The 24,791-nt window shown below is 58.0% G+C and carries 22 protein-coding genes and 2 pseudogenes; 10 read left to right on the forward strand and 14 right to left on the reverse strand.

What is annotated here, in order from left to right; genetic code table 11:
- Window positions 1-6: 6 nt before the first annotated feature.
- The 7 genes and pseudogenes from AO388_RS06400 to AO388_RS06430 all read right to left on the reverse strand — a co-directional run bounded on the left by AO388_RS06400 (window position 7) and on the right by AO388_RS06430 (window position 9,197).
- Window positions 7-276 carry a PAAR domain-containing protein gene (locus AO388_RS06400; protein WP_003350919.1) on the reverse strand — a complete coding sequence of 90 codons (270 nt, stop codon included), beginning with the start codon at window positions 274-276 and terminating at the stop codon, window positions 7-9.
- On the reverse strand, window positions 273-1,964 hold the full coding sequence (locus tag AO388_RS27185; RefSeq protein ID WP_177343125.1) for a type VI lipase adapter Tla3 domain-containing protein: 1,692 nt from the start codon (window positions 1,962-1,964) through the stop codon (window positions 273-275). The genes AO388_RS06400 and AO388_RS27185 overlap by 4 nt, the downstream gene beginning before the upstream one ends.
- Window positions 1,961-4,003, reverse strand: coding sequence for a T6SS effector phospholipase Tle3 domain-containing protein (locus AO388_RS06410; RefSeq protein WP_058416201.1), 2,043 nt, complete (start codon window positions 4,001-4,003; stop codon window positions 1,961-1,963). The genes AO388_RS27185 and AO388_RS06410 overlap by 4 nt, the downstream gene beginning before the upstream one ends.
- Window positions 4,000-6,562, reverse strand: a pseudogene (locus AO388_RS06415) (type VI secretion system Vgr family protein). The gene AO388_RS06410 and the pseudogene AO388_RS06415 overlap by 4 nt, the downstream one beginning before the upstream one ends.
- A gap of 312 nt (window positions 6,563-6,874) precedes the next feature.
- Entirely contained in the window at window positions 6,875-7,207 is a 333-nt protein-coding gene (locus AO388_RS06420) for a hypothetical protein (protein ID WP_003363981.1), read from the reverse strand.
- A gap of 28 nt (window positions 7,208-7,235) precedes the next feature.
- Window positions 7,236-8,786 (reverse strand): AmpG family muropeptide MFS transporter, encoded by a 1,551-nt coding sequence (locus tag AO388_RS06425; protein ID WP_003363979.1) that lies wholly within the window; start codon window positions 8,784-8,786, stop codon window positions 7,236-7,238.
- 54 nt (window positions 8,787-8,840) lie between these two features.
- Window positions 8,841-9,197: an MGMT family protein gene (locus AO388_RS06430; RefSeq protein WP_003431434.1), complete on the reverse strand. Its 357-nt coding sequence runs from the start codon at window positions 9,195-9,197 to the stop codon at window positions 8,841-8,843.
- A 159-nt stretch (window positions 9,198-9,356) separates the two neighbouring features.
- On the opposite strand from AO388_RS06430, the gene AO388_RS06435 reads away from it, so the two are divergent.
- Window positions 9,357-10,364: a DUF481 domain-containing protein gene (locus AO388_RS06435; RefSeq protein WP_003431433.1), complete on the forward strand. Its 1,008-nt coding sequence runs from the start codon at window positions 9,357-9,359 to the stop codon at window positions 10,362-10,364.
- A gap of 54 nt (window positions 10,365-10,418) precedes the next feature.
- Here AO388_RS06435 and AO388_RS06440 read toward each other — a convergent pair whose 3' ends face one another.
- Complete coding sequence (locus AO388_RS06440) at window positions 10,419-11,177, reverse strand: SDR family oxidoreductase (RefSeq protein WP_058416202.1); 759 nt, start codon at window positions 11,175-11,177, stop codon at window positions 10,419-10,421.
- A 277-nt stretch (window positions 11,178-11,454) separates the two neighbouring features.
- Here AO388_RS06440 and AO388_RS06445 point away from each other — a divergent pair, with 277 nt between their 5' ends.
- From AO388_RS06445 to groL, 3 genes are all read left to right on the forward strand, one after another.
- Window positions 11,455-11,949: an FxsA family protein gene (locus AO388_RS06445; protein ID WP_003363969.1), complete on the forward strand. Its 495-nt coding sequence runs from the start codon at window positions 11,455-11,457 to the stop codon at window positions 11,947-11,949.
- Between the two features lie 256 nt (window positions 11,950-12,205).
- Window positions 12,206-12,499 (forward strand): co-chaperone GroES, encoded by a 294-nt coding sequence (locus AO388_RS06450; protein WP_003304675.1) that lies wholly within the window; start codon window positions 12,206-12,208, stop codon window positions 12,497-12,499.
- Between the two features lie 49 nt (window positions 12,500-12,548).
- Window positions 12,549-14,192 (forward strand): chaperonin GroEL, encoded by a 1,644-nt coding sequence (groL, locus tag AO388_RS06455; RefSeq protein ID WP_002555022.1) that lies wholly within the window; start codon window positions 12,549-12,551, stop codon window positions 14,190-14,192.
- 82 nt (window positions 14,193-14,274) lie between these two features.
- On the opposite strand, the gene AO388_RS06460 is transcribed toward groL, so the two are convergent.
- Entirely contained in the window at window positions 14,275-15,015 is a 741-nt protein-coding gene (locus AO388_RS06460) for a phosphatase PAP2 family protein (RefSeq protein WP_003363961.1), read from the reverse strand.
- A gap of 177 nt (window positions 15,016-15,192) precedes the next feature.
- Between AO388_RS06460 and colR the strand changes: the two genes are divergently transcribed.
- From colR to AO388_RS06485, 5 genes are all read left to right on the forward strand, one after another.
- Window positions 15,193-15,876, forward strand: coding sequence for a two-component system response regulator ColR (colR, locus tag AO388_RS06465; protein ID WP_002555020.1), 684 nt, complete (start codon window positions 15,193-15,195; stop codon window positions 15,874-15,876).
- Window positions 15,866-17,155, forward strand: coding sequence for a sensor histidine kinase (locus tag AO388_RS06470; protein ID WP_003431432.1), 1,290 nt, complete (start codon window positions 15,866-15,868; stop codon window positions 17,153-17,155). Before colR ends, AO388_RS06470 begins: the two co-directional genes overlap by 11 nt.
- A gap of 200 nt (window positions 17,156-17,355) precedes the next feature.
- Complete coding sequence (locus AO388_RS06475; protein WP_003405955.1) at window positions 17,356-18,036, forward strand: class I SAM-dependent methyltransferase; 681 nt, start codon at window positions 17,356-17,358, stop codon at window positions 18,034-18,036.
- Window positions 18,037-18,040: 4 nt separating this feature from the next.
- Window positions 18,041-18,763, forward strand: a complete 723-nt coding sequence (locus AO388_RS06480; protein WP_058416203.1) for a lipopolysaccharide kinase InaA family protein — start codon at window positions 18,041-18,043, stop codon at window positions 18,761-18,763.
- Window positions 18,760-18,987 (forward strand): hypothetical protein, encoded by a 228-nt coding sequence (locus AO388_RS06485; protein ID WP_003363953.1) that lies wholly within the window; start codon window positions 18,760-18,762, stop codon window positions 18,985-18,987. Before AO388_RS06480 ends, AO388_RS06485 begins: the two co-directional genes overlap by 4 nt.
- Window positions 18,988-19,007: 20 nt before the next feature.
- Here AO388_RS06485 and AO388_RS06490 read toward each other — a convergent pair whose 3' ends face one another.
- The 3 genes from AO388_RS06490 to AO388_RS06500 all read right to left on the reverse strand — a co-directional run bounded on the left by AO388_RS06490 (window position 19,008) and on the right by AO388_RS06500 (window position 22,684).
- The gene (locus tag AO388_RS06490) at window positions 19,008-20,114 is read right to left on the reverse strand and encodes a DUF1513 domain-containing protein (RefSeq protein WP_058416204.1); all 1,107 of its coding nucleotides are present in this window, start codon (window positions 20,112-20,114) and stop codon (window positions 19,008-19,010) included.
- Between the two features lie 16 nt (window positions 20,115-20,130).
- Window positions 20,131-21,195, reverse strand: coding sequence for an imelysin family protein (locus tag AO388_RS06495; RefSeq protein ID WP_003413318.1), 1,065 nt, complete (start codon window positions 21,193-21,195; stop codon window positions 20,131-20,133).
- A gap of 61 nt (window positions 21,196-21,256) precedes the next feature.
- Entirely contained in the window at window positions 21,257-22,684 is a 1,428-nt protein-coding gene (locus tag AO388_RS06500; protein WP_058416205.1) for a di-heme oxidoreductase family protein, read from the reverse strand.
- Window positions 22,685-22,893: 209 nt separating this feature from the next.
- Here AO388_RS06500 and AO388_RS06505 point away from each other — a divergent pair, with 209 nt between their 5' ends.
- A complete protein-coding gene (locus AO388_RS06505) occupies window positions 22,894-23,523 on the forward strand; it encodes a pyridoxamine 5'-phosphate oxidase family protein (protein WP_058416206.1) in 630 nt (209 codons plus the stop codon).
- A 43-nt stretch (window positions 23,524-23,566) separates the two neighbouring features.
- On the opposite strand, the gene AO388_RS30010 is transcribed toward AO388_RS06505, so the two are convergent.
- Together AO388_RS30010 and AO388_RS29575 are read right to left on the reverse strand one after the other, a co-directional pair.
- Window positions 23,567-24,262: a DUF6708 domain-containing protein gene (locus AO388_RS30010; RefSeq protein WP_373458260.1), complete on the reverse strand. Its 696-nt coding sequence runs from the start codon at window positions 24,260-24,262 to the stop codon at window positions 23,567-23,569.
- Window positions 24,263-24,605: 343 nt separating this feature from the next.
- Window positions 24,606-24,791, reverse strand: a pseudogene (locus tag AO388_RS29575) (hypothetical protein); the annotation flags it as partial.

Raw genomic sequence — 24,791 nt, forward strand, 5'->3', positions numbered from 1 at the left:
AATATCCTAAACCACTCGCACATTCATGGCGTGGCTGGCCACACCCTGACAGCCGCACGCCAGTCGGTGGCCGTGCAGGACCACCGGTATGCCGTTCAGTTTTCGGGTGGGGTGGCCTTCGATAAAGGCGAACTCTCCTGAATGAAGCGGGCAGGTGGCTTTGTCGCCCAGCACGGCCGGAGGCTTGCCGTTGAGGGTGTGGGTGCCTGCCAGTTGGCAGGACACCACTCGGCCACCACTGCTGGTGGCGTCGCCCAGGCAGACCGGATAACTCACTCTGCAGGTGCCCCGCCGGTTGGCGAGCCGAAGGTGAACGGGTCTGCGCCGCGGTTCTGGCTGTTCTTCGCTTTGCGGGCTTCATCGGGCGGGCGGACCATTTGTACGGTCAGGCTGCCATCGGTGCCGGCGTAGACCACGGCGCTGACGCCACCGTCCTTGTAACTGGCGATGGTCGCCAGATTGATCTCGACCAGCGCACCACTAACCCCGGTATTGCCCAGACGACGACCGATGTCGTAGCCCTCTTCAACATTGCCCAGCTCAAGACCGTGGCCGTCCTTGTTCAGGTCGTGGAGGGCGTTGTTCAGAGCGATTTCTGCTTCCGGGTTGTTGGTGCTGTCGTAGAACACCCGTACAGGTTTCTGACCGTCGGGCAAGGTATCCAGCGCCTGCACCCAGGCGGCTTGCAAGGCTTTGGCTTGCAAAGCAGGTTTCAAGCGCTTGCCGTTTTCATCCTGCATGGGCGCCTTGATCGGGCGGTGCAAATAGCCGAGTACCGGCGCGGCGTCGAACTCCTTGACCTGATGCTGACCCCAGCGGATCGGCAGCCAAGGGGAAGGCTCGAAGTTGCCAGGGCCTCGGTTGCTGATGGTTTTCCAGAGGGTGGGGAGTTGGGATTGCCAGTAGGTGGTGGATATGGTGCCTGGGCCTAATGGATCTTTAATTCCTTTGGTCTTCTGCGCATCCTCATAGACTTTTCTGAATTTACGCGGCTGCTCCCAGTAGAAAGCCCAAAGCTTGCCCAGATCGGTATCTTTGTTCTGGTTGTCTTCTGCGTCGTTAGTCGCATAAGGACGAACGTAGCGATCCACCCGGTCCGCGCGAGTAATCAGCAGGCCTGTCATGCTTTCGAATACTGTTGGCACTACTTGAGTATTTTTTTGCAGGCCTGGAGTACCGCGTTCGCGATATAAGTTCCGCGTTACGTCTCCGTCTTCGCTTGCGATAAGTGCCTGCGGCACTTTCGGGTTATCTTCAAAAAAACCAAACAGCCGCTCAATCATACCTTGTGCGTAGTTGGTATTTTCGTCTTCTTGCCAGAGAAACTGTGTGACTCCTAGCGTCGCCGCATTGCGGCCTGAGTTGATAATACTTGCAGCGCGGTAGGCCTTCTTGTAAGGGTTTGGAGGCCCGAGCGCAAAAACGGGAATTGGCCAGTAAGCTACTGATGGGCTTGCCGCGTGCTGAAAAGCCACCCGAGTATTGATATCCGCAGTCGTCTCTCGCGAGCTTAACGATGGATCGTAGGCTTTGGCTTGTGAAGGAAATATCGATGAAAAGTTGTTATTTTTTTTAACAATTTCTCGCCAGACAGACGATTGATGCCAGTCATTGACTGCTATGCCTACGCCTCGTATTTCTAGTGAGTATGTTCGTGCCAGCGAAGTCTGTTGCTCTGCATTTTTAGCAATCACTTGGGATTTGTAAGCTGCCAACTCATGCTTTTCATTGGCAAGGGCTTTCCCCCACCAGTGGCCGCTATAGGCTAGCAAAACGACACCTAAAATCCCTGCTATACCCCAGCGCGTTACTGAGTTTATGTCACGAAGTTCCATGTTGGTTTCCTGTGCTTTTAGGTATACAAGAAAGACAAATCCGAGCCACAGAGCAAGCAAAATCCCGATGATCCATAGGTAAGCTTTTAGCTTCGGACGAAGTGATTTTTTCTGTAAAGGGGCACTCACTTGACACCCCTCGATTGCTGGTTGTCTTGGAGCAAGGGCGGCGGTGTAAGTTTGACTAGATCGTCGGAAGGAAACTCTCCTTCCTCATAGTAAAGATGGCTCGCGCTAACCAACTCCTGCGATTCCTCGCTAAGCCTTTCCCAGCCAGGTAAGTCAGTTGTTTTAGCAAACTGTTTTTTATCCATCTTCCAATCCGCGATCGCCACCAGCACATCACGCATTGCTGGATCGTCCAAGCATTTCGCCTGACCAATCGCAATATCCATCGCCGTTACCCGTCGATGGTTTTCAGAGCTACGCAACAGACCCGAGTGATAGCTATTGTCGTCTAGCACATCTTTGCTCTTGTCCATGTATTCACGTATTTCGTCCGGGGTTTCTTCCCGTTCTATATCGTAAGGATCCATAGGTTTCGGTGCGCCTTCGCCGGGCGTTCTTCGTTTGCGCATCATGCGAGTTTGTTCACCGGGCGCTTTGCCCATGTTCCATTTAGCGACCTCTAGCTCCAGATCTACGGGTCCAATCTGGCTGCGAACATAGCGCCATTTGAATTTGGCCCTGGGATTACCCAAGGCAGAGGCTTGGTTCGCATCATCCGGCCTGTCTAGCCCCGATGGGCTCGATTTTTCTGTCTTCTCCTCCCCTCCAAACATTTGGGGGGCATGTGGCGGGTACAGTTGTTCAGCGTTGATCAGGACTTTATGCCCTTTTTCTATAGCGCCTTTAGATAGGGGGCCAGTGAGCCATCCTCCGCCGGGATAGCGAGATTCGCCTTTGGCACGCAAAAGCTCATAGCCCGGTGGCTTGCCAACCATGACCGGCAAATTGTCACGCTTGCGCTTGGTCCACATGCGTTGATAAAAACGCACGGCTTTCAATTCAGCCATAGGATTTCGATCGCTATCCTTACCATGCGTATCCCACACCCCAAACGTACCGATGCCTCTTACGTCATCCAGTGCGACGGTGGTGTCGTCCGGGCAGAAATACAGGTACACCTTGCCGCGGTTATCGCGCTCGGGAAATACCGTCATGTTATCGTGACTGTCCAAGCGCGTACCTTGTGTAGGCGACCACTGCGGGCCGCTTCGTCCGCAGTAGGTTGCAGTGTTGCGCAGGTCCGACAGCGGCGGTTGGGCATGGGGTGCCTGAGTCACCTGCGCTACGATGCGGGTCAGTGTGGTTAGTGTGTCCTGATCTTTGGGGGTGACTTCCGGGAACAGGCAGTAGGGCGTGTCCACCATAATGATTGTGTCCGCGCAACGATGCCCCCCGTCAACCAACAGTGCTTGCGCCAGCAGGGTGATTAACGAGCCTTGGCTGTGCGCCATGATCGAAATGGTCTCGTCGGGAGAAACCCGGCGTATCTCCTTGACCATCATGGCGAGCCGATGAGCGGCCAGCACGTAATAACGCCGATGCGGGTTATTGCTCATAAAATGGGTATTGGGCAGCGTGAGGCTCGCAAGCTCAAGACGCGTGTTTAATTGCAAACCGTTGTCATACATCTGCAGTAGGTTGTTGGTGGCATTGACGAAAAAACCACCGGCCTTGCCGAAATGGCGATCAAGGCGATTGCGCTGTTTGTCCTGGTACTGGCCGCGTAGCTTGGTAGGGGCGTTGTTTTGGTCTCGACTGATTTCGCCCGGCTCGGCCCGATATCCCCAATAGAAGGGGATTAGCAGGCTACGGGTTTTCGGGTCGTCCGTATCGCGCTTATAAAGATAGGTGTCAGGGTCGTCAAGCAACTGCTTATCTCGATCTCCCAGTTGTTGTTTGGTATTGAGTTTTTCTCTCGCTACGCCGTACTTAGCCCCATAACGCCCCGGCACCAGATCCGGCCGGTCCAGTCGCTCATTCACCCCCTGACACAACCCGCTCTCCACCATGCTGTACGACGCCCCCGGGTCATTCACACCGTGCAGAAAGATCACTACGCCTGGCAAATCGCCGGGCACTTCCATTTTGCAGGTGGTGTTGAGGTTGGGGATCAGGCGTGTGTTGCCTTGGGCAACGGCGTATTCATCGGCGCCGTTCATTGCGCACCTCCTTTCGGGGTGCCGCTGCGCAGTGCCGATACTTGCGCCTGATGCATCATTTCGCGTTCCACGCGCTCGGTCAGTCCGTCTGCGTTCGTCATTCCTTTCACCAGGCTGCCATCTTCCAGTTTGATTTCATACGAGTGATCCGCTGCTGCCCGCGGGCTTTGTTCGCTGTGGCCGGGGTAGTGGAAGGTGACCTGCTGGGCGGCGGGGTCGCGGCCGAAAGAGGGGATAGCAGCGCTGTCGGTCTTGGGGCCGATCCAGTCGTGTTCGCTGGCGTGCACGGTGACTTTGCCCTGTGAGCCGATCTCGACGCCGCCGCCAATCTTGATGTAACTGCCGTCATCGGCGACCAGGCGGATGGTCGGCGCGGTGATGACCACTTCGCCTTCGACGGCCGAGACGTGCAGGTTTTTCTGGGCATTGAGGGCGATGTCGTCTTCCTGCGCTTGCACCAGCACCTTGCCGCGGTTGGCGATGGCGCTGATGCCTGCATCCTGAGCGAAGGCCGACAGCCCTTTGCCTGCTTGCAGGTGCATGGCCGCGCCGCTGGTCAATTGCAGGTTGTCCTGCGCAGTGGTGTCGTGATTTTCACCCGCATAGTGAACCTGCGAGCGTGGTGTGGCGCTGGCAATGCCGGCGGCAGCGGTCATGGCCAGTACCGGGTCGCCCAGGCCGTTATTGTCCGGCGCGGGCCATTGGTCGAGCGACTGGCGCAAGGCTTCCATACCTTTGACATCCACCGCCTGACTGCCACGTGCGGCTGCGGTTTCGCCGAGGGATTTGAACAGCTCGCCGCACTCGGCCAGCAGTTTGAGCAGCTCTTCGCGATCCAGCTGTGAGCCTTTTGCGTCGGTACGCGCATAGGTGGTCAGCAACATGCCTTGCGCGGCACGCAGGGCGATGGCGGCATCGGTGCGCAGTTCTGCGCCGTTGCCGCGTGGCTGAGCGGTGCCGTCAGTACGCGGATCGGTCAGTTTGCCCAGGTTGAGGGCAGTGGCCTGATGGGTCGTGCCCATGCGTGCGCGCAGCGAGCCCGGCGTGTCATCGAACAGCAGTTCGTTGAAGCCGCTGCCTTTGTGTTCCTGGGTGCGGATCCCCGACAGCGTGCGGTTGCCGGGCAGCCCCGAGGCCTTGCTGAAGCGTGGCGGCAGATTAATGTTGTTGTAGAGTACCGACGTCACCAGAGGCCGGTCGATATCGCCCGCCAGAAAGGTCACCAGCACTTCCTGGCCGATGCGTGGCATGAACTGATGCCCGAAGCCGCTACCGGCACTGGGCATCGCCACTCTTTAACCAGGTGGTGCCTTGCGGTAGGCTGTCGCCGCGCTGCCAGTGGAACCTGACCTGTATCCGCGCCAGTTCATCAGTGAACACTTCCTCACCTTCCGGCCCGACCACGATGGCGCTCAGAGGGCCCGGAATGCTCGGGCGCGGGACGGTGATCGGATGACGGTAGGGGATTTTGTGGCGAATGCACACGAACTCGTTTGTGTAGCCCGCGTCTTCGTCTGACAGGTAATTGTTGCTGCCCTCATGCTTGACCGATATCAGCAGAAAACTGCGATCTTCAGCAGAGCCGCGGTCATGATCAAAATGTTGGGTCAGTTCAAAGGTGTGGCCAGGGTACATGGCGCGGCAGTTACTGTTGCCGGTGAATGTCTTGCCCTGAACTTCAATGGCCTCCAGACGCTGACGTACCAGGCGTTCACCGTCATTGAAGGTGCCGTGGCTGTAGTGATCGAGCACGTCATACACTTCATACGAATCGACGTTGCCCTGCTCGTTGAGACTCGGCATGCCAACCGGCAGCGAATTGCGCGGCTGCTTGTAATCGAAAGTCTGAATGGACATGCGCCCCGACTGCAGGCGTCGATGGCTGCGCCATTCGGTAATCGAATCCGCTGTCTCGGTAACGGATGCACTGTGATAACGAATGGTGGGCTGTTGCGGCAGGGGCGAGAGGTCACGCGAGTGATCAAGAATGATCAGCGTGTGCTTTTCCTGATTGTGATCGAAATAGAAGAACAACCCTTCGTGTTCCAGCAAGCGCAATACAAAGGTCAGATCGCTTTCACGGTACTGGGTGATGTAACTGTGTGTCTTGAGTGGCTGGCTGAGTTGAAACTCGAAATCGGGCAACGCGCCATAGACCGCAAATACCGTTCGGATAACGGCTTCGATGGTCTGTTCCTGAAATATGCGCGAGTCGACGCGTCGCGAGAGCATCCACAGCCAGGGGCTCAGTGTTGCGCTGTAACGTGCCAGACCGCCGTCGCTGCCTTCCAGGCTGAAGGCACTGATATAGCCATTGATGAAGCGCGACTCGCCGGTGGCCAGCTCTATTGCCAGTTGTGCAGGCTGGCCGATCTGCGATTTGAGCTCCAGGCCGGCATCGCGACTGATCATCGACAACTCGAAACTGAACAGCTCGGACAGGCTTTCAGTGCCGGAAAAACGTTCCAGCAGGAGTTCCTGTTCGTCACGGGCAACGGTCGTCAGTTTGATCAGACGACGGTTTTGTGGCGCAAATAGCGCCGTTAGATCCTTTAACATTGTTGCTCCGTTATATAAAACCAGCCGCTCGTTCCGAGCGAGAGTGCTGATATAGAGAGGTGGGTGAGTCTATAGACTTCTTTCCGGGGGCATACAGTTAAATTGCAAAGGGCCATTACCGAGCGACATTACTCCTGAAGGCGCGGTGAGGCAGTGAGGAATGGCTAACGATGTCGTCGGCCAATTCATAAGAAGCTGTAGTGCGTTTCTTACGGCTTAATGAGAGACGCCACGAGGAAAGACTGTAAGGGGAGGGCGCGCGATATGAAAAAAGCCCTGGCGGGTGAGCGTCAGGGCTTTTTTATTCGGCGATTACTGCAGGCTTATATTGGCCAGCGTAACGATAATGCCGATTGCCGCGACGACGGCGGCGACTGCGTTGATCGAGAACACCGTGCGTAGGGTTGTGGAGAGTCTCCACGGTTTTACGGCGAATGCATAAATCAGCAGGAAGATGATGGCGAAGATTTCAACCTGCGCGAGCAGCACTACGGCGCTGCCAAACGCCATTGACCCGGACAGGGCATCAGCATCTCGCGACAGATAATATGTCAGCAGGGTGCCGATGATGGGCAGCCAGATCCCCAGGCTGATAAGGATCAGGGGAACGGGGTTGAAAGCGCGTGCTTTGTTTTCGGTGTCCAATGTTGTTCCTTGAAGGGTTGGCCAGGGCTCAGGGCTTGTCGATAACGGAAGCCTCTTGAGGCGGCTCGGTCTTCGCCGTGCGTATCTCTCGGTTCCATTGCAGGATGATCATCACTAGCGTCGGAATGCCCAGCAGCGCGGTGATCAGGAAGAAGTTGTGGTAGCCGTACTTTTCCACCACCACACCGGAGTAGCCGCCCAGCAGGCGCGGTAGCAGCAGCATGATGGAGCTGAGCAAGGCGTATTGCGTGGCGGAGAACTTCAGGTTGGTGAGGCTCGACAGGTAGGCGACGAACGCCGATGTCGCCAGCCCGGAACTGAGGTTGTCCAGCGAGATGGTGAGGATCAGCATCTTCACGTTCGGGCCCATGTCCGCCAGCAACAGGAACAGGATGTTGGTCGAGGCTGAGGTCAGGCCGCCGATGAACAGGATCGGCATGATGCCGAAGCGCACGATCAGCAGCCCGCCGATACCGGCCCCCAGCAGGGTCATGATCAGGCCGAAGATTTTGCTGACGCTGGCGATCTGGTCCTTGGTAAAGCCCTGATCGATGTAGAACACGTTGGCCATGACGCCCATCACCGTGTCCGACATCCGGTAGGTCGCGATCAGGCCCAGCAACAGCAGCGCTTGCCAGCGGTAGCGCATGATGAAATCGTTGATCGGAGTGAGCACCGGTGCCAGTCCGCGGCGACCCATCGAGGACAGGCAGGCGATGGTCAGGAGCGTGTAGAGAATCGCGCGTAAAAACGCCCGGTCTTCCAGCAACAGGTCCATCCAGCTGGTGCCGTTGAACAGCACACTGGCGAAGTCGGTATTGTAAAGTTGGGTAAACATCGCCGGTACGGAGACCAGCAGCACAATCAGCACGAACACCGAGGCCAACTGGTGCGTAAAGCCATAGCGCGCTGCCGACAGCTGGGTGCGCAGCGGCACCGGCGGCTCGCGCATGATCAGTGTGGTGACCAGGGCGGGCAGCATCAGCAGACCGAACAGCACATAAGTACCGGTCCACGCCGAATGCTTGTAGGCAAAGCCCGTCGAGCCGAAGCCCTCGGCGAAATACAGTGCACCCGCGGTCGCCAGCAGTGCAGCGACCCGGTAGCCGGACATGTAGCTGGCGGCGAGGGCAGCCTGTTGCGTGTCCTGGGCAATTTCCAGGCGATAAGCATCAATGGCGATGTCTTGCGTTGCGGAGGCGAAGGCCACCACTACGGCAATTGCGATCAGCCAGGACAAATGCTTCTGCGGATCGCAGAAGCCCATGCCTATCAGGCCGAGAATCACCAGGCTCTGTGCCAGCACCAGCCAGGAGCGACGTCGCCCGAGTTTGCCGAGCAGGGGCAGACGCCATTGGTCGAGCAATGGCGACCAGACCCATTTGAAGGCGTAGGCAAGGCCGATCAGGCTCGCATAGCCGATGGTCTCGCGCGCGACACCGGCTTCGCGCAACCACACGGACAATGTCGAAAAGACCAGCATATAAGGCATGCCCGCAGCGAATCCGAGCAGCAGTAACACTAATGTCGACGGGCTGGCATATGCGGCGAGCGCGGCGCGCCAGGTTTTACGGGGCATGGGCTGGAATCTGCCTCAGGTTACGAAAACAAAGGGCGCACTCTAACCGCTGTGCTATAGGGGACGCCAGCCATGGCGCTGCATATCAACCCGATTATTCACAATGGTCACGCCCTCGGCGCGTAAACGTGCCCGTTGTTCGTCACCGGAAACGCTGCCGGGCGGCAGACTGAGCCGACCACCGGCGCCCAAAACCCGGTGCCAGGGCAGGGAAGAGCCGTCCGGCAACTGGCTCAACGTACGGCCCACCCAGCGTGCAGCTCGGCCCAGGCCCGCCAGTTCGGCGAGTTGCCCGTAGGCGACTACTTTGCCTTCCGGTATCTGCGCCATCGTCAGGTAGAGAGCGGTGCGTCGTGCCTCGCTCGGCGATTGCCCTGCCGGGTAAAGTAATGTTAAGTCCGGGTCTGCCACGCGATAATCCTGTATAAAAACGATATTGATTGTCGTTCAGTGAACTTTTGGTTGTCCGGGCTGTCAGTTACCACCGTGCTTGGTGGTACATGGATCGTCCCGTCACCTCCCCCGCAGGAAAATGCCCGATTCCCGCCTTACAGAGCCTAGTTATCGCTTATGTTGTCCAGAACCCTGTTGTGCCTTGCAATCACTGCTGTTTCCACTCCATTGCTTGCCGATACCGTCTGGTTGAAGAATGGCGACCGCCTGACCGGCACAATCAAGGTGTTCGACGGCGGCAAGTTGCTGCTGCAGACCGAATACGGCGGCGCTATCGCGCTGGACTGGAAACAGGTCAAGACCCTGAAAAGCGATCAGCCGTTGCTGGTCAAGCAGGATGAGCATGGCGGCGAAGTCTCCAATTCGCTGCAGGCTGCGGATGACGGCAAGGTTGTGCTGGCCAATGGCGATGCGCCCAAGACCGTCGATCTGGCAAGTATCCATCAGATCATCAAGCCCAAGCCGGTTATCACGGATCTTGTCTGGAAAGGCAACATCGATGCGGCGCTGGATTTCCAGCAGGCCGAAAACGATACCAATGATTACAACGTGGCCTTCAAGACCTCTGCTCGCCATGGCGACTGGCGTCACAACGCCAAGGGCGATTACAACCGCGAGACCACCGACGATGTGGTTGGCACTGACAACTGGAGCGCCGAGTACTCGCTGGACCGCTTCCTGACCGAGAAATTCTTCTGGGACGGCCGCGTCAGCTACAAACGCGACAAGGTCGAGGATCTGTCTCGTCAGCGCGTCGTAGGTACCGGTCCAGGTTACCAGCTGTGGGATGACGAACTGGGTGCATTCAAGGTCGGTGCGCTGCTTAACCGTACCGATTTCGAGTTCTCCAACGACGAGAAGGAAAACTTCTATTCCGTTGCCGGCACCTGGGATTACAACCGCTACCTGATTGGCAAGAAGGTCGAATTCTTCACCAACGGCGAGCTGGGCAAGCCGCTGAGCTCCGTTGCCGATTACTCGCTGGATGTCGAGGCGGGGCTGCGCTACAAGGTGACCGACTGGGCGTCGCTTAACCTGAAAGCCGAGAAGAACGTCATCAGTGGTTCGAGCAATGGCGATGTCGACAAGACGCGCTACACCGCTGGCTTCGGCGTAAGCTGGTAAGCGAAGGGCGGGCGGCGCACACCCTGTGCGTCGCCCGCTGCTTTTACGCGCTGACTAGATTCGCATCGCGCCATCCAGCTCAAGGATGCGTCCGCTGAAATAATCATTCTCCAGAATATAAGCCACCGAGTGTGCAATCTCGTCCGGCCTGCCCATGCGCTTGAGCGGGATCGCTGAGGTCATCTTCTCCAGGGCTTCGGGGCGCATGCTGCCGGTCATTTCGGTTTCAATGAACCCAGGCGCCACACCTGCCACGCGAATGCCGTAGCGGGCCAGTTCCCTTGCCCAGGTAACCGTCGCAGCCGCCACGCCAGCCTTGGCTGCCGAGTAGTTGGTCTGTCCGATATTGCCCGCACGTGAAATCGACGAGATATTGATGATCGCGCCCTGACTCTTCTGCTCGATCATTTTCGCCGCCACTTCACGTGTGCAGAGGAATACGCCGGTCAGGTTGACGTCAATCACCGCCTGCCATTGCGCGAGGCTCAGTTTGGTCATCTCGCCATCCTTGACCTTGACCAGCAGGCCGTCACGCAGAATGCCAGCGTTGTTGACCAGGCCATGAATGGCGCCGAAATCCTCGGCGACCTTGCTGACCGTGTCGACGACCTGTTCTTCATTGGCAACATTGCACAGATAAGCGCGAGCCTTGACCCCGAGTGCCTCACAGGCGGCGACAGCCTGATCGAGTTTCTCCTGATTGAGGTCAAGCAGCGCCAGGTGGGCGCCTTTGCCGGCCAGGTATTCGGCCATGGCTCTGCCCAGCCCCTGGCAGCCGCCGGTGATGATTATCAGCTTGTCTTTCAATTCCATATGCGTGCCCAATCACAGTTGATCGTTTCCATGGCATCACTGGCGGGTTGCGAGTGCTTATGCCATAGCCAGAGCACGTTATAGGCTGTTTTTGCGCGTTCGTCTCGGGTGGGCCGCCAGCCCTGAAATACACCGATACACGTTTGTGAAGGCCTGGTTCAGCTCACTTGTGCGCATAATTTAGCGGTAAGCCAGATGCAGGGAGCTTGAATTAACGACCTTCTGACATCACATACGGTCTACTCGGAAGGCATTCTTCCCTTGAGGAACTCATTTGATGCGTGTTTTTTTGCTGCTGTTTCTATTATTCCCGGTACTTGAGCTGTTTCTGCTGGTTCGTGTCGGGATGTCCATCGGCTTTCTCTGGACCTTTCTGCTGGTCGTCGCGACGTCGATGCTCGGCTTGTTCGTGATGCGCGTGGCCGGTTTCGCGACGGCGCTGCGTGCACGCGAAAGCCTGGCGCGTGGCGAGTTGCCTGCGCAGGAAATGCTCGAAGGCCTGATGGTTGCCGTGGGCGGCGGCCTGCTGCTGTTGCCTGGTTTCATCAGCGACATTCTGGGTGTGATCTGCCTGCTGCCGATCACCCGTCGTCTGCTGATCAACAAGGTCCGCCAGCGCGCCCAGGATCAGGCCATGCGTCAGCGGGCCTTCGCCGATGATTTGCAGACACCTGCCAATCAGGGTGCGTCGAGTCATCGCCCGACGGCGATTCACCAGCCTACCCGCGAGCCCGACGTCATCGAAGGCGAGTTCGAGCATCGCGACAAGTAATCTTCCACACCCCCCGGCAGCGCGGCACCTCAGGGTGCCGCGTTCGTTTTGACCAGCCGGTTCGGGTGTAAAAAATTTCTACCCAAGACTTGTAATCACTTTGCTCGCCCTTATGTATGGGTCACCGCAAGGTTTCTGGCCTGAAGGCCAGACCGTATTCTGCGGTTCGCGCGTCGAACCGTAACCGGCAAGTCCGGATTTAAACCGGCCGGTGCACTCACCGGACGATCAAACAAACATAATCAGGAGATCGACAATGAAGCTTCGTCCTCTGCATGACCGCGTCGTCATCCGTCGCAGTGAAGAAGAAACGAAAACTGCCGGCGGTATCGTTCTGCCAGGTTCGGCTGCTGAAAAGCCTAACCGCGGCGAGATCGTTGCTGTGGGTACCGGCCGCGTGCTGGACAACGGCGAAGTACGTGCGCTGGCTGTGAAAGTGGGTGACAAGGTTGTGTTCGGCCCTTATTCCGGCAGCAACACAGTGAAAGTAGACGGCGAAGACCTGCTGGTGATGAGCGAGAACGAGATTCTTGCTGTCGTCGAAGGCTGAGTGCTCCCGCTGACTTCCGTTACTACTAAGTATTCAAGGAATAATGATCATGGCTGCTAAAGAAGTTAAATTCGGCGATTCTGGCCGCAAAAAAATGCTCGCCGGTGTAAACGTCCTGGCTGACGCAGTTAAAGCGACCCTGGGCCCTAAAGGCCGCAACGTTATCATCGAGAAAAGCTTTGGCGCTCCGCTGATCACCAAAGACGGTGTTTCGGTTGCCAAGGAAATCGAGCTTAAAGACCGTTTCGAAAACATGGGCGCGCAGCTGGTCAAAGACGTTGCCTCTCGTGCCAACGATGATGCAGGCGACGGTACCACTACCGCTACCGTTCTGGCTCAGGCCATCGTCAACGAAGGCCTGAAGGCCGTCGCTGCCGGCATGAACCCGATGGACCTCAAGCGCGGCATCGACAAGGCGACCATCGCCATTGTTGCCGAGCTGAAGAAGCTGTCCAAGCCATGCACCGACACCAAGGCTATTGCCCAGGTCGGCACCATCTCGGCCAACTCCGATCACTCCATCGGCGACATCATTGCTGAAGCCATGGAAAAAGTGACCAAAGACGGCGTTATCACCGTTGAAGAAGGTTCGGGTCTGGAAAACGAGCTGTCTGTTGTAGAAGGCATGCAGTTTGACCGTGGTTACCTGTCCCCGTACTTCATCAACAAGCCGGACACCATGGTTGCCGAGCTGGACAGCCCGCTGCTGTTGTTGGTCGACAAGAAGATCTCCAACATTCGCGAAATGCTGCCGGTTCTGGAAGCAGTCGCCAAGGCTGGCCGTCCTCTGCTGATCGTTGCCGAAGACGTTGAAGGCGAAGCGCTGGCCACTCTGGTCGTCAACAACATGCGCGGTATCGTGAAAGTTGCAGCCGTCAAGGCTCCAGGTTTCGGCGATCGTCGCAAGGCCATGCTGCAGGACATCGCTGTTCTGACTGGCGGTACCGTTATCTCCGAAGAGATCGGCCTGAGCCTGGAAACCACTACCCTGGAACACTTGGGTAATGCCAAGCGCGTCATCCTGAACAAGGAAAACACCACCATCATCGATGGTGCTGGCGTGAAAACCGATATCGACTCGCGTATCTCCCAGATCCGTCAGCAAATCGGTGACACCAGCTCGGACTACGACAAGGAAAAACTGCAAGAGCGTCTGGCCAAGCTGTCTGGTGGCGTTGCAGTGATCAAGGTCGGTGCCGGTTCCGAAGTCGAGATGAAAGAGAAGAAAGCCCGCGTTGAAGACGCCCTGCACGCAACCCGCGCAGCCGTTGAAGAAGGCGTGGTACCTGGCGGTGGCGTGGCACTGGTTCGCTCCCTGCAGGCTATCGAAGGTCTGAAAGGCGACAACGCTGATCAGGACGTCGGTATCGCTCTGCTGCGTCGTGCAGTCGAAGCGCCTCTGCGCCAGATCGTTGCCAACTCCGGTGACGAGCCAAGCGTTGTTGTTGACAAGGTCAAGCAGGGTTCGGGTAACTTCGGTTACAACGCTGCTTCCGGCGAATACGGCGACATGATCGAAATGGGTATCCTTGACCCGGCCAAAGTGACTCGCTCTGCTCTGCAGGCCGCGTCCTCCATCGCCAGCTTGATGATCACCACCGAAGCGATGATCGCTGACGTGCCTGAAGACAAGCCAGCAGGCGGCGGCATGCCGGACATGGGCGGCATGGGTGGTATGGGCGGCATGATGTAAGCCGGCTTTACCCCTTAAGCTACACCCATAAAGAACCCCGCCTTGTGCGGGGTTTTTTTATGGACTTTCTGTGCCGGACCAATCAGTGCGTCGGTTGTATGTTGCTGTTCGCGAGGCCCTTGGGTTCGGGACGATAAAGCACGAAGTAATAAACCCCCAGGCAGATCAGCCAGCAGAACACTGCGGTCCAGATGTTATGGGAAAAGAAGTGCGCACCTTGCAGCATTCGCCCGACAGAGAAAACAGTTCCCAAGCCAAACGCCAGAGCCAGACCCATTTTCGCCATCCGTGGGCGACGGTCGCGAAGGGCGAAGAACAGTGCGAACAGGGTAAAGCCGGTCGCCGCATGCCCGCCCGGCCAGCAGCGTCCTGGTTTATCGGTCGCAGGGCGTGGGCTCAACAGTTCGCTGTAGGTTTCCTGACCACCGAATTCTTTCAGGCTCCAGGGGCATTGCACTGAAGTCACCACTTTCACCGGGGTAACGAAGGCGGTGGAAAGCGCCATGGACAGCACCAGGCAACCCAACTCTCTGCGCCACGGGATCAGGCGCTCTACCTTGAAGGACGCCGCGAAGCCGATCATGGCCAAAGCGCCGAATACCATGACCAGCTGTTTGGCGCGGTCGTGGAGAACGTCTTCGAGAAAATAACTGTGCCTGCCGATGAACTGCCCGCTGACGGGATCGAAGGCCAGCTTGGCGATGTCCATGTCCAGTGACGTCAGTTCCAGCAGCATGAGGATCAGCGCCACGGCAATGGGGATACCCAGGTAAATCCACGGGTTGATCGAACGGGAGTAGGGTGGGGCGACGGTTTTCGACATATCGAATCCAGATCTTTGAAGGGCATGCCGCGATTATTGTGTGCGACGGTTCGTCTCAAAGTGTGTCATGAGCCTTATGAATCATAGGTGAAAAAATCGTCATGCCATATCGGCGCTGGCCCTGACGCCCACTTCGTCTTAAGCTGCGCCAGCCCAAACTGCATATGAGAGTGCTTTATGCGAATTCTTCTGGTTGAAGACAACCGCGACATCCTGGCGAACATGGCCGATTACCTGGGCATGAAAGGCTATACCGTCGACTGCGCCCAGGATGGCCTCTCAGGACTGCATCTGGCAGCCACCGAGCACTATGACCTGATCGTTCTCGACATCATGCTGCCCGGTATCGACGGCTACACCTTGTGCAAGCGCCTGCGCGAAGATGCCCGGCGCGACACGCCAGTCATCATGCTGACTGCCCGCGATCAGTTGGACGACCGCCTACAGGGTTTTCGCTCCGGTGCTGACGACTACCTGCTCAAGCCATTCGCCCTGTCTGAACTGGCCGCGCGGATCGAAGCGGTATTGCGTCGTGCCCAAGGCGGCGGGCGGCGTACCTTGCAGGTGGCCGATCTGGTCTATGACCTTGACACCCTCGAGGTGACACGTGAGGGGCGCATGCTCAAGCTCAACCCGGTCGGGCTCAAGCTGCTCGCCGTGCTGATGCAGAAGAGCCCGCATGTACTGCGCCGCGAGATTCTGGAAGAAGCCCTGTGGGGCGACGATTGCCCGGACAGCGACAGCCTGCGCAGCCATGTGCACCAGTTGCGTCAGGTGATCGACAAACCGTTTGGCAAACCGCTGTTGCAGACCGTGCATGGCGTGGGCTATCGCTTGGCCGAGGGCCGGGATGGAGTTTAAACAGAGTCTTGCCCAACGGATCATCATTGCCTTTGCATTGATGAGTGCACTGGTCGCCGGGTCGTTCGCCATCGGAATCATTTCCACCGTTCACCTGGTCGAAGAAAAGCTGATTTCCGCCGGCCTCGGGGGTGACCTCAACCGCCTGATGCTGATGGACAGTGTCAGCGACTGGAGCCACCGGCCCAAGCCCGACCAGTTGTTCTACTTCAGCAATGGTCCGGGTGACTTCGATCTGCCCAAGGACATTCGTCACCTCGAGCCAGGCTTCCACGAGGTGTTCCGTGGGCCGTTGTCCTACCACGCCATGATCGAGGTGGTGGATGGCCGGCATTACGCCCTGTTGCAGGATCAGAGCGATTTTGAAGAGCGTGAGCGGGTGCTGTTCGCCGTCGTGCTGGTCGGCTTCGTTCTGGCCCTGGCGCTGGCGGTGTTTCTGGGTTGGGTGCTGGCGCGCCGGGTCATGGCGCCTGTCGTACGTCTGGCCCGGCAGGTTCGTCACCGTGACCAGTTGCTTGGACTGGCACCGCCATTGGCGCCCGACTATGCCGCTGACGAAGTCGGCGAGTTGGCGGTGGCCTTCGATGCAACATTGGGTCGCTTGCGGCAGGCGCTGATCCGTGAGCGTATGTTTACCAGCGACGTGAGCCATGAACTGCGTACGCCGTTGATGGTGCTGGCCAGCTCTTGTGAGCTGCTGCTGGAAAACCCTGCGCTCGATCTGCGCGGCCGTCGTCAGGTCGAGCGTATCGGCCGTGCCTGCGAAGAAATGCGTGATCTGGTGCAAACCTTCCTCATGCTCGCGCGCACCCAGCGCGAAGACCCGGCCATGACGCCCAAGGCCACGCTGGTCGGGGTGGCCGAGCAATTGATCTCCCAGTGGCGTGACCCGATAGAGAGCAAGGGGCTGCAGTTGACCTACACGCCGCCTGCCGATGACCAGCTGTCCGATATTCGTTACAACGCGACCTTCCTGCATGCCGTGATGGGCAACCTGCTGCGCAACGCGCTGCATTACACCGATCACGGATTCATTGCGCTGACCCTGCACGCTGAAAGCTTCACCGTGGAGGACAGTGGCGTGGGCATTCCCGAGGAAAAACGCGAGGCGATGTTCGAGCCTTTCGTACGCGGCAACGAGCAGCGCGGAGAGGGGCTGGGCCTCGGGCTGTCACTGGTGCAGCGCATTTGCACCAATCAGGGATGGAGCGTCGATCTCACCCCTATGGAACCCCATGGTTGCCGGTTCAAGGTGACGCTCAACGTGGTCAAACCCTGACCTTCCTCTCGAGTAGACCGGCCTTATTGGGTAGCGGCCAATTGACTGCACTTCGTCGATTGGCCACACACTGCCTCTAACTCTCTGTAAAATCTCGAAACACCTGACGTTAAAAGGTAACATTTTTTTCACATTCAGATGACCTGACGGTGACGGCGGTGCCTTTAGTTTGGCCCCCATCAACATCAGGAGCTGCTCTCATGAGCGATCGCATCGAACTCGAGTTTTCCCGAAAGTACGACAAGACACATGCCCGCCAGTACCTGGAAAAGCATCAGGACGGTATCTGGCGCAAGCTGTCGCATCATCGCGATGAACAGCTGGCGAGAAAGGCTCTGCACATGGCCGGGGACCCGGGCCTGGTGCTGGACCTGCCTTGTGGTGCGGGACGCTTCTGGCCATTGTTGGCCGAGAAGCCGAACCGCTCGATCATCGGTGCCGATAACTCCGCAGACATGCTCAGCACCGCCTGTGCCTCGCAGCCGGCAGACGTTGTAAAAAGGGTACAACCTTTGCAGACATCTGCCTTTGCCATCGACCTGCCTGATAACGCAGTAGACAGCATCTTCTGCATGCGCTTGTTGCACCATGTTGGTCAGTCCAGCGACCGGATGGCTCTATTGCGCGAGTTTCAACGCGTAACCCGTGACAGCGTGATCGTCTCCCTCTGGGTGGATGGCAATTTCAAGGCATGGAAGCGTGCGCGTCTGGAGAACAAGCGTCAGCAGAAAACTGGGCGGGAAAGTTACCAGAATCGTTTTGTGTTACCTGTTGTTACCGCAGAAACCGAATTTGAGCAGGCAGGATTTCGCATTCAGAACCGAATGGATTTCCTGCCCATGTACGCCATGTGGCGAGTCTATGTCCTACGTAAAAGGTAAAAAGATGGGTTTGCAGTCCATGAAAGAACCAGTTGTGAACCCGATCCAGAATGAGTTCGATCAGTTCTGGAGCCAGCGTGGCGAATGGGTTGAAGAACCCAATGTGCGTCGCGGTGGAGAGAGTGGTGTGCAGCGGCTGGTCATGGACGATGGGCAGACCCTCTATGCCAAACGTCAGACAGGTCACATCTACCGTAGCCTGCTGCACCCGCTGGGCCGACCTACCGTGCTGCGTGAGCGCGAGGCGCTTGAGGGGCTTCGCAAGCTTGGCGTCGTCGTCCCCGAAGTGGTGTTTTGCGGTGCCGAGCGGGGCGAGGACAATGCCTGGCGGGCATTGCTGGTGACGGTGGCGCTGGAGGGCTTCGAGGAAATTGAAAAATGGCAGGCTGCCGGAGGGCGCGAGCGCCATGGCGAGCTGTTCTATGAGCGCGTGCTCAAGGAAGTGGCAGACACTCTGGCCCGCATGCACCTTGGCCGCTGGCAGCACAGCTGTCTGTACATCAAGCACATTTTCGTGCGGGTGACAGGGGACGGGCCGGACGCCAACGTCGAGGTCGCCTTGCTCGATCTCGAAAAGGGCCGTCGTCGCCTTACCGCGCAAGGCGCAGCCCAACACGACATGAAACAGCTACGACGCCATTCGTCATTCAGCGCTGCAGACTGGCAGAAGTTGATCTACTTTTATCAAGCAGCGTTTGGCAGCTCTATCAAAGGTTTAGAGTCATGAAGCTAGAAATGGCAAGAGGTCTGTTTATCTTCGGTGCGCTGGCAGTTGCCACCGTCGCCGTGGCGGCGCTTGAACAACCGTCCACCCGCATACTTACCACACAGCATGGCGAGGGCTACTGCCCACTGCCACGCGTGGCGAAGAGTCTGGTGAACGTACAGCCGGACCACGACCTTTTGCTGTTCATGTACAGCCTGGCGCAGGGTACCGGGGTTAAAAACTGAAGCCCTCACAGGCCCGGTATCTAACCCACCTCAGCCAGGTGAAGATGGTTGTCCCACAGCCCGGCCGGCAGGTCCAATGGCTGGGCCAGCAGCTGCGCCTTGCGGCAATCATAAAATCGGCAGCGTCCCTGGCCTGAGGTCACGACAAAGCCATCGGTCACAGCCCCCACGCCCGCGCAGTCCGGCAAGGGCGCATCCAGTTTCAATGCGCCACTGTCCAGATCCCAGATAAAGAAGCGGTTGCCGCGGGGTGCCGTCAGGGCCACCAGTCGCAGCTCGCTGTGTACTGCGACGCTGGCGGTGTAGTGGGCCATCGCGCGCAATTGCTCCTCTGCCACCGGAAACGCCTGGAATGGCTGGCCTGGACGCTTGATTGCCAGCAGCTCGGCCAACTCGTGGCTGTCGCCCATGAACTGTTGACCCGCGACGATGGTGCCATCGCTGGCGATGCCCATGTGGCGTACGCTGTTCATCTGTTGGGAAAGCGCTTCCTTGCTGAGCAAGGTGCCGTCACGCTGCATGATGACCAGGCTGGGTTGCATGGCATCGAGGTTCATCTCTACCCGACTTTCCGCTTCGGTGCGAATGCCGCCATTGGCGATCACCAGCGTTTCACCGTCCGGCATCCACGAGACCTGGTGCGGACCGATGCCATGCGTGGGGATCTCGGCCGAGTGCACCAGGCGCTCGTCAACGAAGCGGTAGATGCCCAATAAGCCGCGGCCTGGGTCACGGGTGTCGTTTTCCGTCGCATACAGCCATTCGCCGTCGCGATGGATCACCGCATGGCCGTAGAAGTGGCGGTCAGGCTGCGAAACGATGGTTTGCAGCAAGCGGCCATCGCGCAGATCGATCAGGTAGCTTTCAGTGCCAGGACGACGGGCGATGAACACCGCGAGTGGCAGGTCGGGATGATTGATGATGTCGTGGCAGCGCTGGCCCACCTGGGTCGCGAATACCTGCGTCCCGTCGAGCCTGAAACCCACCGCATAGTGCTTTCCGTCGCCATCGTCGCGAGCGGAAAGCAATAAGGGGCGTGTGTCTTTCTGCCGGAACAGTGTCCAGCCACCCAGCGTGCAGGCGCTGCGCAGAAGACTGCCGAGCGCCATGGCCTGACGTCGCAACATCACATGTACCTCTTGATCAATCGCCGTCGTTGGCGTTGAAACCCAACTGAATGCCGAGTGCCTTGGCCAGCTCGCCTTCGTGCAGGCGGTGCACGGCGTTCAGGCTGTCGTAAAACGCATTGAGTTGCTGGCGTCCTGCATCCGTGGCCAGCAGGTCGGCCAGTGGCGGCTTGAGTTCCGACAGCAATTTTCGGCTGTTAGCGTAGGCGGCGTCGATTTTGTCGGCCAGCGGTTTCTGCTCGGCGGGCAGCAGGCTGCGCAATCCCTTGTTGTCGACACCGGTCCACACCGTTTCGGCGCTGATCAGGCTGGCTTCCAGGCTGCTGAGCGACGACTTGCTGCGCCACGCATCTGCCTGGAATGGCTGCGGCTGCCCCTTGCTCTGACGACCCAGTGGCGTGCCAAGTTTCTTCTTCAGGCTGTCGAGCGCGGTGACCTGAACCCGCAGCAATTCGGCAATCGCCTCGTGGGAGTCGGCGTAGCGCTGATTGGGGAACTTGCTCAGTTGCGCGAGCATGCCGTCGGTGCTGTTCCAGCTGTTGAGGATTTCTTCGGCAAGCAGCTTTTGGCGCTCACCGATGGCCATCAGCAGCGGGCAGTAGCGCGCTTTCTGCTCGGCATTGGCCATGTCGATGTCAGCGTCGAAGAGGATGTATTCGTAGGCGGACAAACCCTGCACCACGACACTGGCCTTGGACAGTTCCTGAGCGGTGATCTGTGGCTGTGCAGTCACCAGTTGCTCGACCTGACGGCCCACCAGGTTTTTCTTGTCCGGCCAGAACTGTATTTGCCAGGCGCGGTTGCCTTCGGCCAGAGGACCGATCAACAGCGGTTGCAACTCTGCCCAGGTCTTCTGTGCTTTCAGAAAGTCGGCGCGGGCTGTGGCCAGATCAGTCTTGCCCTGGCAGAACGCCAATGCGCTGGCTGCCAACTGACGATCAGCCTCCACCCAACGGCTGTAAGTCGGCAGGATGACCTGTTTGGCAATCGCTGCGGACGTCACGGCCTGAGGATCGGATGGCGAGCAGGCACCCAAGGCAAGTGCCGCAAGGCTGGTCAGCAACAACTTGGGTCGGAACATGTCCGGCTCCTTATTTTTGAAAGAACGATGTTTGAACAGGAAGATTCTGCAAAGGGCGCAATCATAACGAATTCAGGAAGGCCAGCAGCGCTTCACGTTGCTGTGCGTCAAAAGCCAGAACCTGGCGCTTTGCCGCCTGGGCTTCGCCGCCGTGCCAGAGTATCGCCTCAAGCACATTACGTGCGCGACCGTCGTGCAACAGTTGGGTGTGTCCGCTTACCGTGCCGGTCAGGCCCAGCCCCCACAAGGGCGGGGTGCGCCACTCACTTCCGCTGGCCTGGAACTCGGTACGGTTATCGGCCAGCCCTTCGCCCATGTCGTGCAGCAGCAAGTCGCTGTACGGGCGAATCTCCTGATTGGCCAGCTCAGGCTCGGCGGCGTCGCTACGGGTTTTGAAAGAGGGGGTGTGGCATTGCTGGCAGCCCGCCTGGAAAAACAGGTTCTTGCCTGCCAGCACCTGCGGGTCGTCGACCTTGCGACGTGCTGGAACAGCCAGGTTGCGGGTGTAGAACTCCACCAGACGCAGGATGTTGTCGCTGACTTCCGGTTCGTCATCCGGACCATTGCCATTGGGCGCGGCCAGGCAATCGGTCTGGGCCGGCGTGCAGTCATCGAAAGGGCGCAGGCTGGTGGTCAGCCCCATGTCGCCGGAAAACGCGTGCACGTTCTGCTGGTTAAGGTTTGGCTGTCCGGCTTTCCAGCCAAACCTGCCCATCACTACTTTTTGCCGAGCATCGTCCCAGACCCAGTTGGGACGTCCCGAGATGCCATCGGCGTTCTTGTCATCGGGGTCGGCATTGGCAAGGATGGCCTCATCGGCAATGGCCTCGAGCAAGCCCAGGCCGATCATCGGCGGAGCTACGCGTGCCGAGATGTGCGTCTCGGGGTGCATGGGGCCGTAGCCCAGCTGGGTAATCCTGAGGGTCGGCTGGCGCAGCTCGACTGAGGTGCCATCGCGAAATTCGACCGTCAGCGCATCGTACTCGACCCGCACCTTGCCCTCGGGGGCCACGCCGGGGTTTGACATGTCCTGCAATTGCCCGCCGTAAACCGGTTCGGGCAGCACACCGTTGCGCTTTATAAGGTCGGCATAGGCCGGGTCATCGGGAATCGACAGCCTGACCAGCATCGACACGGCATTGCTGTCGCCAGCTTCCGGCGGATGACCGCGACCGTCCTTGATATGGCAGTTCTGGCAGGCATTGGTGTTGAACAACGGCCCAAGCCCGTCGCGAGCCGTGGTAGTCGAGGGCGCAATCACCCACGGGCTGCGGAAAAAGCTGTTACCGACACTGAAGTCCAGCCGCCGCACGGGGGACAGATTGGCCGAGGGCATGGAGAAAGCGTTCTGATCGCTCTTCCTGACGGTGGCGCTGCCAGCGGACAAGGCTTCTCCCGGCTCGGCGTGCGTGAAACGCGGGGCGTCATCGCATGCGCTCACGGCCAGAGTCGTGAGCAAGGCAAGGGATAGACGGAGCCGCGTAATCATAGACATCCTGCAACGGGGCGAAAAATCGAGGCGTGCAAGCTTAGCAGCCTCGTGCGGTTTGAATAAGAGGGATTATCGTTTGCCTGCTCTGACGTAATGCGTTGTTACGAATCTCTGAGGCTGGTCTGGTCCCGGCATTTTTGCCTATGCTGCATATGTCGAAGTTGACAGCACACACGCAGATAAAACACCCAGCAGAGACCACATCAATGGATAACCCGGAAAACAGCGCGTTCGTGACCACCACCGAGGCACTGGAAGCGCTCTATGGCCCGATTGCTCCTCCTTCCATGACCAAGGAAGTCGACCATATTCACGCGGTTTACCGGCCCTTCATCGAGTCGGCACCCTTTGTTGTGCTGGCCTCTGCCGGGCCTGACGGCCTTGATGCGTCCCCGCGTGGTGATCAGGCGGGCTTCGTGCATATCGAGGACAACAAGACGCTTTATCTGCCTGACCGGCGCGGCAACAACCGCATCGACACCTTGCGCAATATCATCAGCGACCCACGTGTCGCGTTGCTGTTCCTCATCCCTGGCGTGGGCGAGACCTTGCGGGTCAACGGAACAGCGCAGATATCGGTTCAGCCCGAACTGTTGTCGCGTTTCGAAGTGAACGGCCAAATGCCCAGGTCGGTGCTGCGCATCTCCGTGACCAGCGTGTACTTCCAATGCAGCAGGGCAACCATCAGGTCCGGTTTATGGGATGCAGCCCGGCACATCGAACGCAGCGCGCTGCCGACTGCCGGGCAAATACTAAAAGCGGTTTCGGCCGAGCAGATCGATGGTGACGCCTATGACAAGGCGTTGCCGGGACGCATTGCGGATACGTTGTATTGATCATGGCTGATACCGTATTGCGCCTCTTGTGGTCATGTCTTGATCAGACACCGGTTTTGCTCTGATTTTTTTCCTTCTCAAGAAAGTAGTCGAAGATACTCATACCCTTGCGAAGACTTTTGCGGACTTCTTCACTTTCCTTGATCAGCTCGGCGCTAGGAGATTGCCATTGTTCGCGGGGCAGGGGTTTGGACCAGTCCTGTACTGCTTTGGGAAATGCCGTTTTCGGCAGTTGCTTGACCCAGCTGGCGACGTGGCAGGGCAACGTCCAGCCGCTGAAAAACTGGATCAGCAGAAAGCCGAACAGGTAGCGCAAGCAGCCGTGGTCAAGCAGGTAGTCACGGCGACACATGTGGAAAAACGCCACAGTGCCTTCCTCCAGGTCAGTGCCCATCATGGGCTTTCGCAGGGCGCTCGGGCCTTCTTCCATGTAGGCGCGGATCGCTTCCCACTCGCTGACTGCCATGCCGAGCGTGAAGGTAGGCACCGTGAGCCACATCACCTGGCTATCCGAGGCGTCTACGAAGCCGATCATCAGAGCGAATTTCTGCTGAGTGGCGTACTGCGTTGCAACAGTGCTGCTGCTGACGCAGGCAATTATTTCTTCCCAAGGGATAAACCGGGGCGGTTGGCCACGCTTGGCGACATAGGCCACCTCGCGGCGCTGACGGTTGAAGCGGATGGGGGGAGTGGAGATTTGGTGAATAGCTTGAAGTAAAAATAAGCCGTAGCTGCTTATCAAAAATGAAAAGAACCCCCAAATAGGCCAATTAGGTGAAAAGGCGGTGACTACGATTTCGAACACCGGGCGCCCAGTATTTATATGATCAAGGGCTCCGAGCCCAAGACATATCGTGAAAATGAACAAAGCGATGCCCACTATAACGCCTAGGTAACAGCGAACTGAAAATTCTATTTTTGGAACGCCCATCGCAAAGTCAAGATAAATTTCATTGGTGGCTTGATGGAGTTGTTGCGGGCTAGTAACCGCCACGCCCGTTATTAAAGGAAGTGGTGCAAGATAAAAAATACTTGTGCTGGATTGATGTTCGGTATCGCCAGCTTGACGGGAGCGATTATAGTTATAATTGGTCATCCAGAAACTCTCTTTTGATCTGAACGGTCGGCAATGCAATTTTCTCCGTCTGGTAGGTTGGTACCGCTTTTATTGGTTTGTTTAGCACATCCATACCTAGGGAGGCGCTGCAAAAATAGCCAACTGTCCCCACCCTTGGCACACTAAGTTCCTTCAACCAGCCTCCCTCTCC

Origin of the sequence: Pseudomonas sp. ICMP 10191, assembly GCF_001467335.1 — a bacterium.
GTDB lineage: Bacteria > Pseudomonadota > Gammaproteobacteria > Pseudomonadales > Pseudomonadaceae > Aquipseudomonas > Aquipseudomonas cerasi.

What these genes read in the sequence shown, in the direction of transcription:
- AO388_RS06480 (WP_058416203.1), top strand. Translation starts at nt 18,041, where the DNA reads ATGGGTTTGCAGTCCATGAAAGAACCAGTTGTGAACCCGATCCAGAAT.
- groL (WP_002555022.1), top strand. Translation starts at nt 12,549, where the DNA reads ATGGCTGCTAAAGAAGTTAAATTCGGCGATTCTGGCCGCAAAAAAATG.
- AO388_RS06490 (WP_058416204.1), bottom strand. Translation starts at nt 20,114, where the DNA reads ATGTTGCGACGTCAGGCCATGGCGCTCGGCAGTCTTCTGCGCAGCGCC.
- AO388_RS06495 (WP_003413318.1), bottom strand. Translation starts at nt 21,195, where the DNA reads ATGTTCCGACCCAAGTTGTTGCTGACCAGCCTTGCGGCACTTGCCTTG.
- AO388_RS06445 (WP_003363969.1), top strand. Translation starts at nt 11,455, where the DNA reads ATGCGTGTTTTTTTGCTGCTGTTTCTATTATTCCCGGTACTTGAGCTG.
- AO388_RS06425 (WP_003363979.1), bottom strand. Translation starts at nt 8,786, where the DNA reads ATGCCCCGTAAAACCTGGCGCGCCGCGCTCGCCGCATATGCCAGCCCG.
- AO388_RS06410 (WP_058416201.1), bottom strand. Translation starts at nt 4,003, where the DNA reads ATGAACGGCGCCGATGAATACGCCGTTGCCCAAGGCAACACACGCCTG.
- AO388_RS06450 (WP_003304675.1), top strand. Translation starts at nt 12,206, where the DNA reads ATGAAGCTTCGTCCTCTGCATGACCGCGTCGTCATCCGTCGCAGTGAA.
- AO388_RS06500 (WP_058416205.1), bottom strand. Translation starts at nt 22,684, where the DNA reads ATGATTACGCGGCTCCGTCTATCCCTTGCCTTGCTCACGACTCTGGCC.
- AO388_RS06460 (WP_003363961.1), bottom strand. Translation starts at nt 15,015, where the DNA reads ATGTCGAAAACCGTCGCCCCACCCTACTCCCGTTCGATCAACCCGTGG.
- colR (WP_002555020.1), top strand. Translation starts at nt 15,193, where the DNA reads ATGCGAATTCTTCTGGTTGAAGACAACCGCGACATCCTGGCGAACATG.
- AO388_RS06485 (WP_003363953.1), top strand. Translation starts at nt 18,760, where the DNA reads ATGAAGCTAGAAATGGCAAGAGGTCTGTTTATCTTCGGTGCGCTGGCA.
- AO388_RS06470 (WP_003431432.1), top strand. Translation starts at nt 15,866, where the DNA reads ATGGAGTTTAAACAGAGTCTTGCCCAACGGATCATCATTGCCTTTGCA.
- AO388_RS06435 (WP_003431433.1), top strand. Translation starts at nt 9,357, where the DNA reads ATGTTGTCCAGAACCCTGTTGTGCCTTGCAATCACTGCTGTTTCCACT.
- AO388_RS06475 (WP_003405955.1), top strand. Translation starts at nt 17,356, where the DNA reads ATGAGCGATCGCATCGAACTCGAGTTTTCCCGAAAGTACGACAAGACA.
- AO388_RS06505 (WP_058416206.1), top strand. Translation starts at nt 22,894, where the DNA reads ATGGATAACCCGGAAAACAGCGCGTTCGTGACCACCACCGAGGCACTG.
- AO388_RS06440 (WP_058416202.1), bottom strand. Translation starts at nt 11,177, where the DNA reads ATGGAATTGAAAGACAAGCTGATAATCATCACCGGCGGCTGCCAGGGG.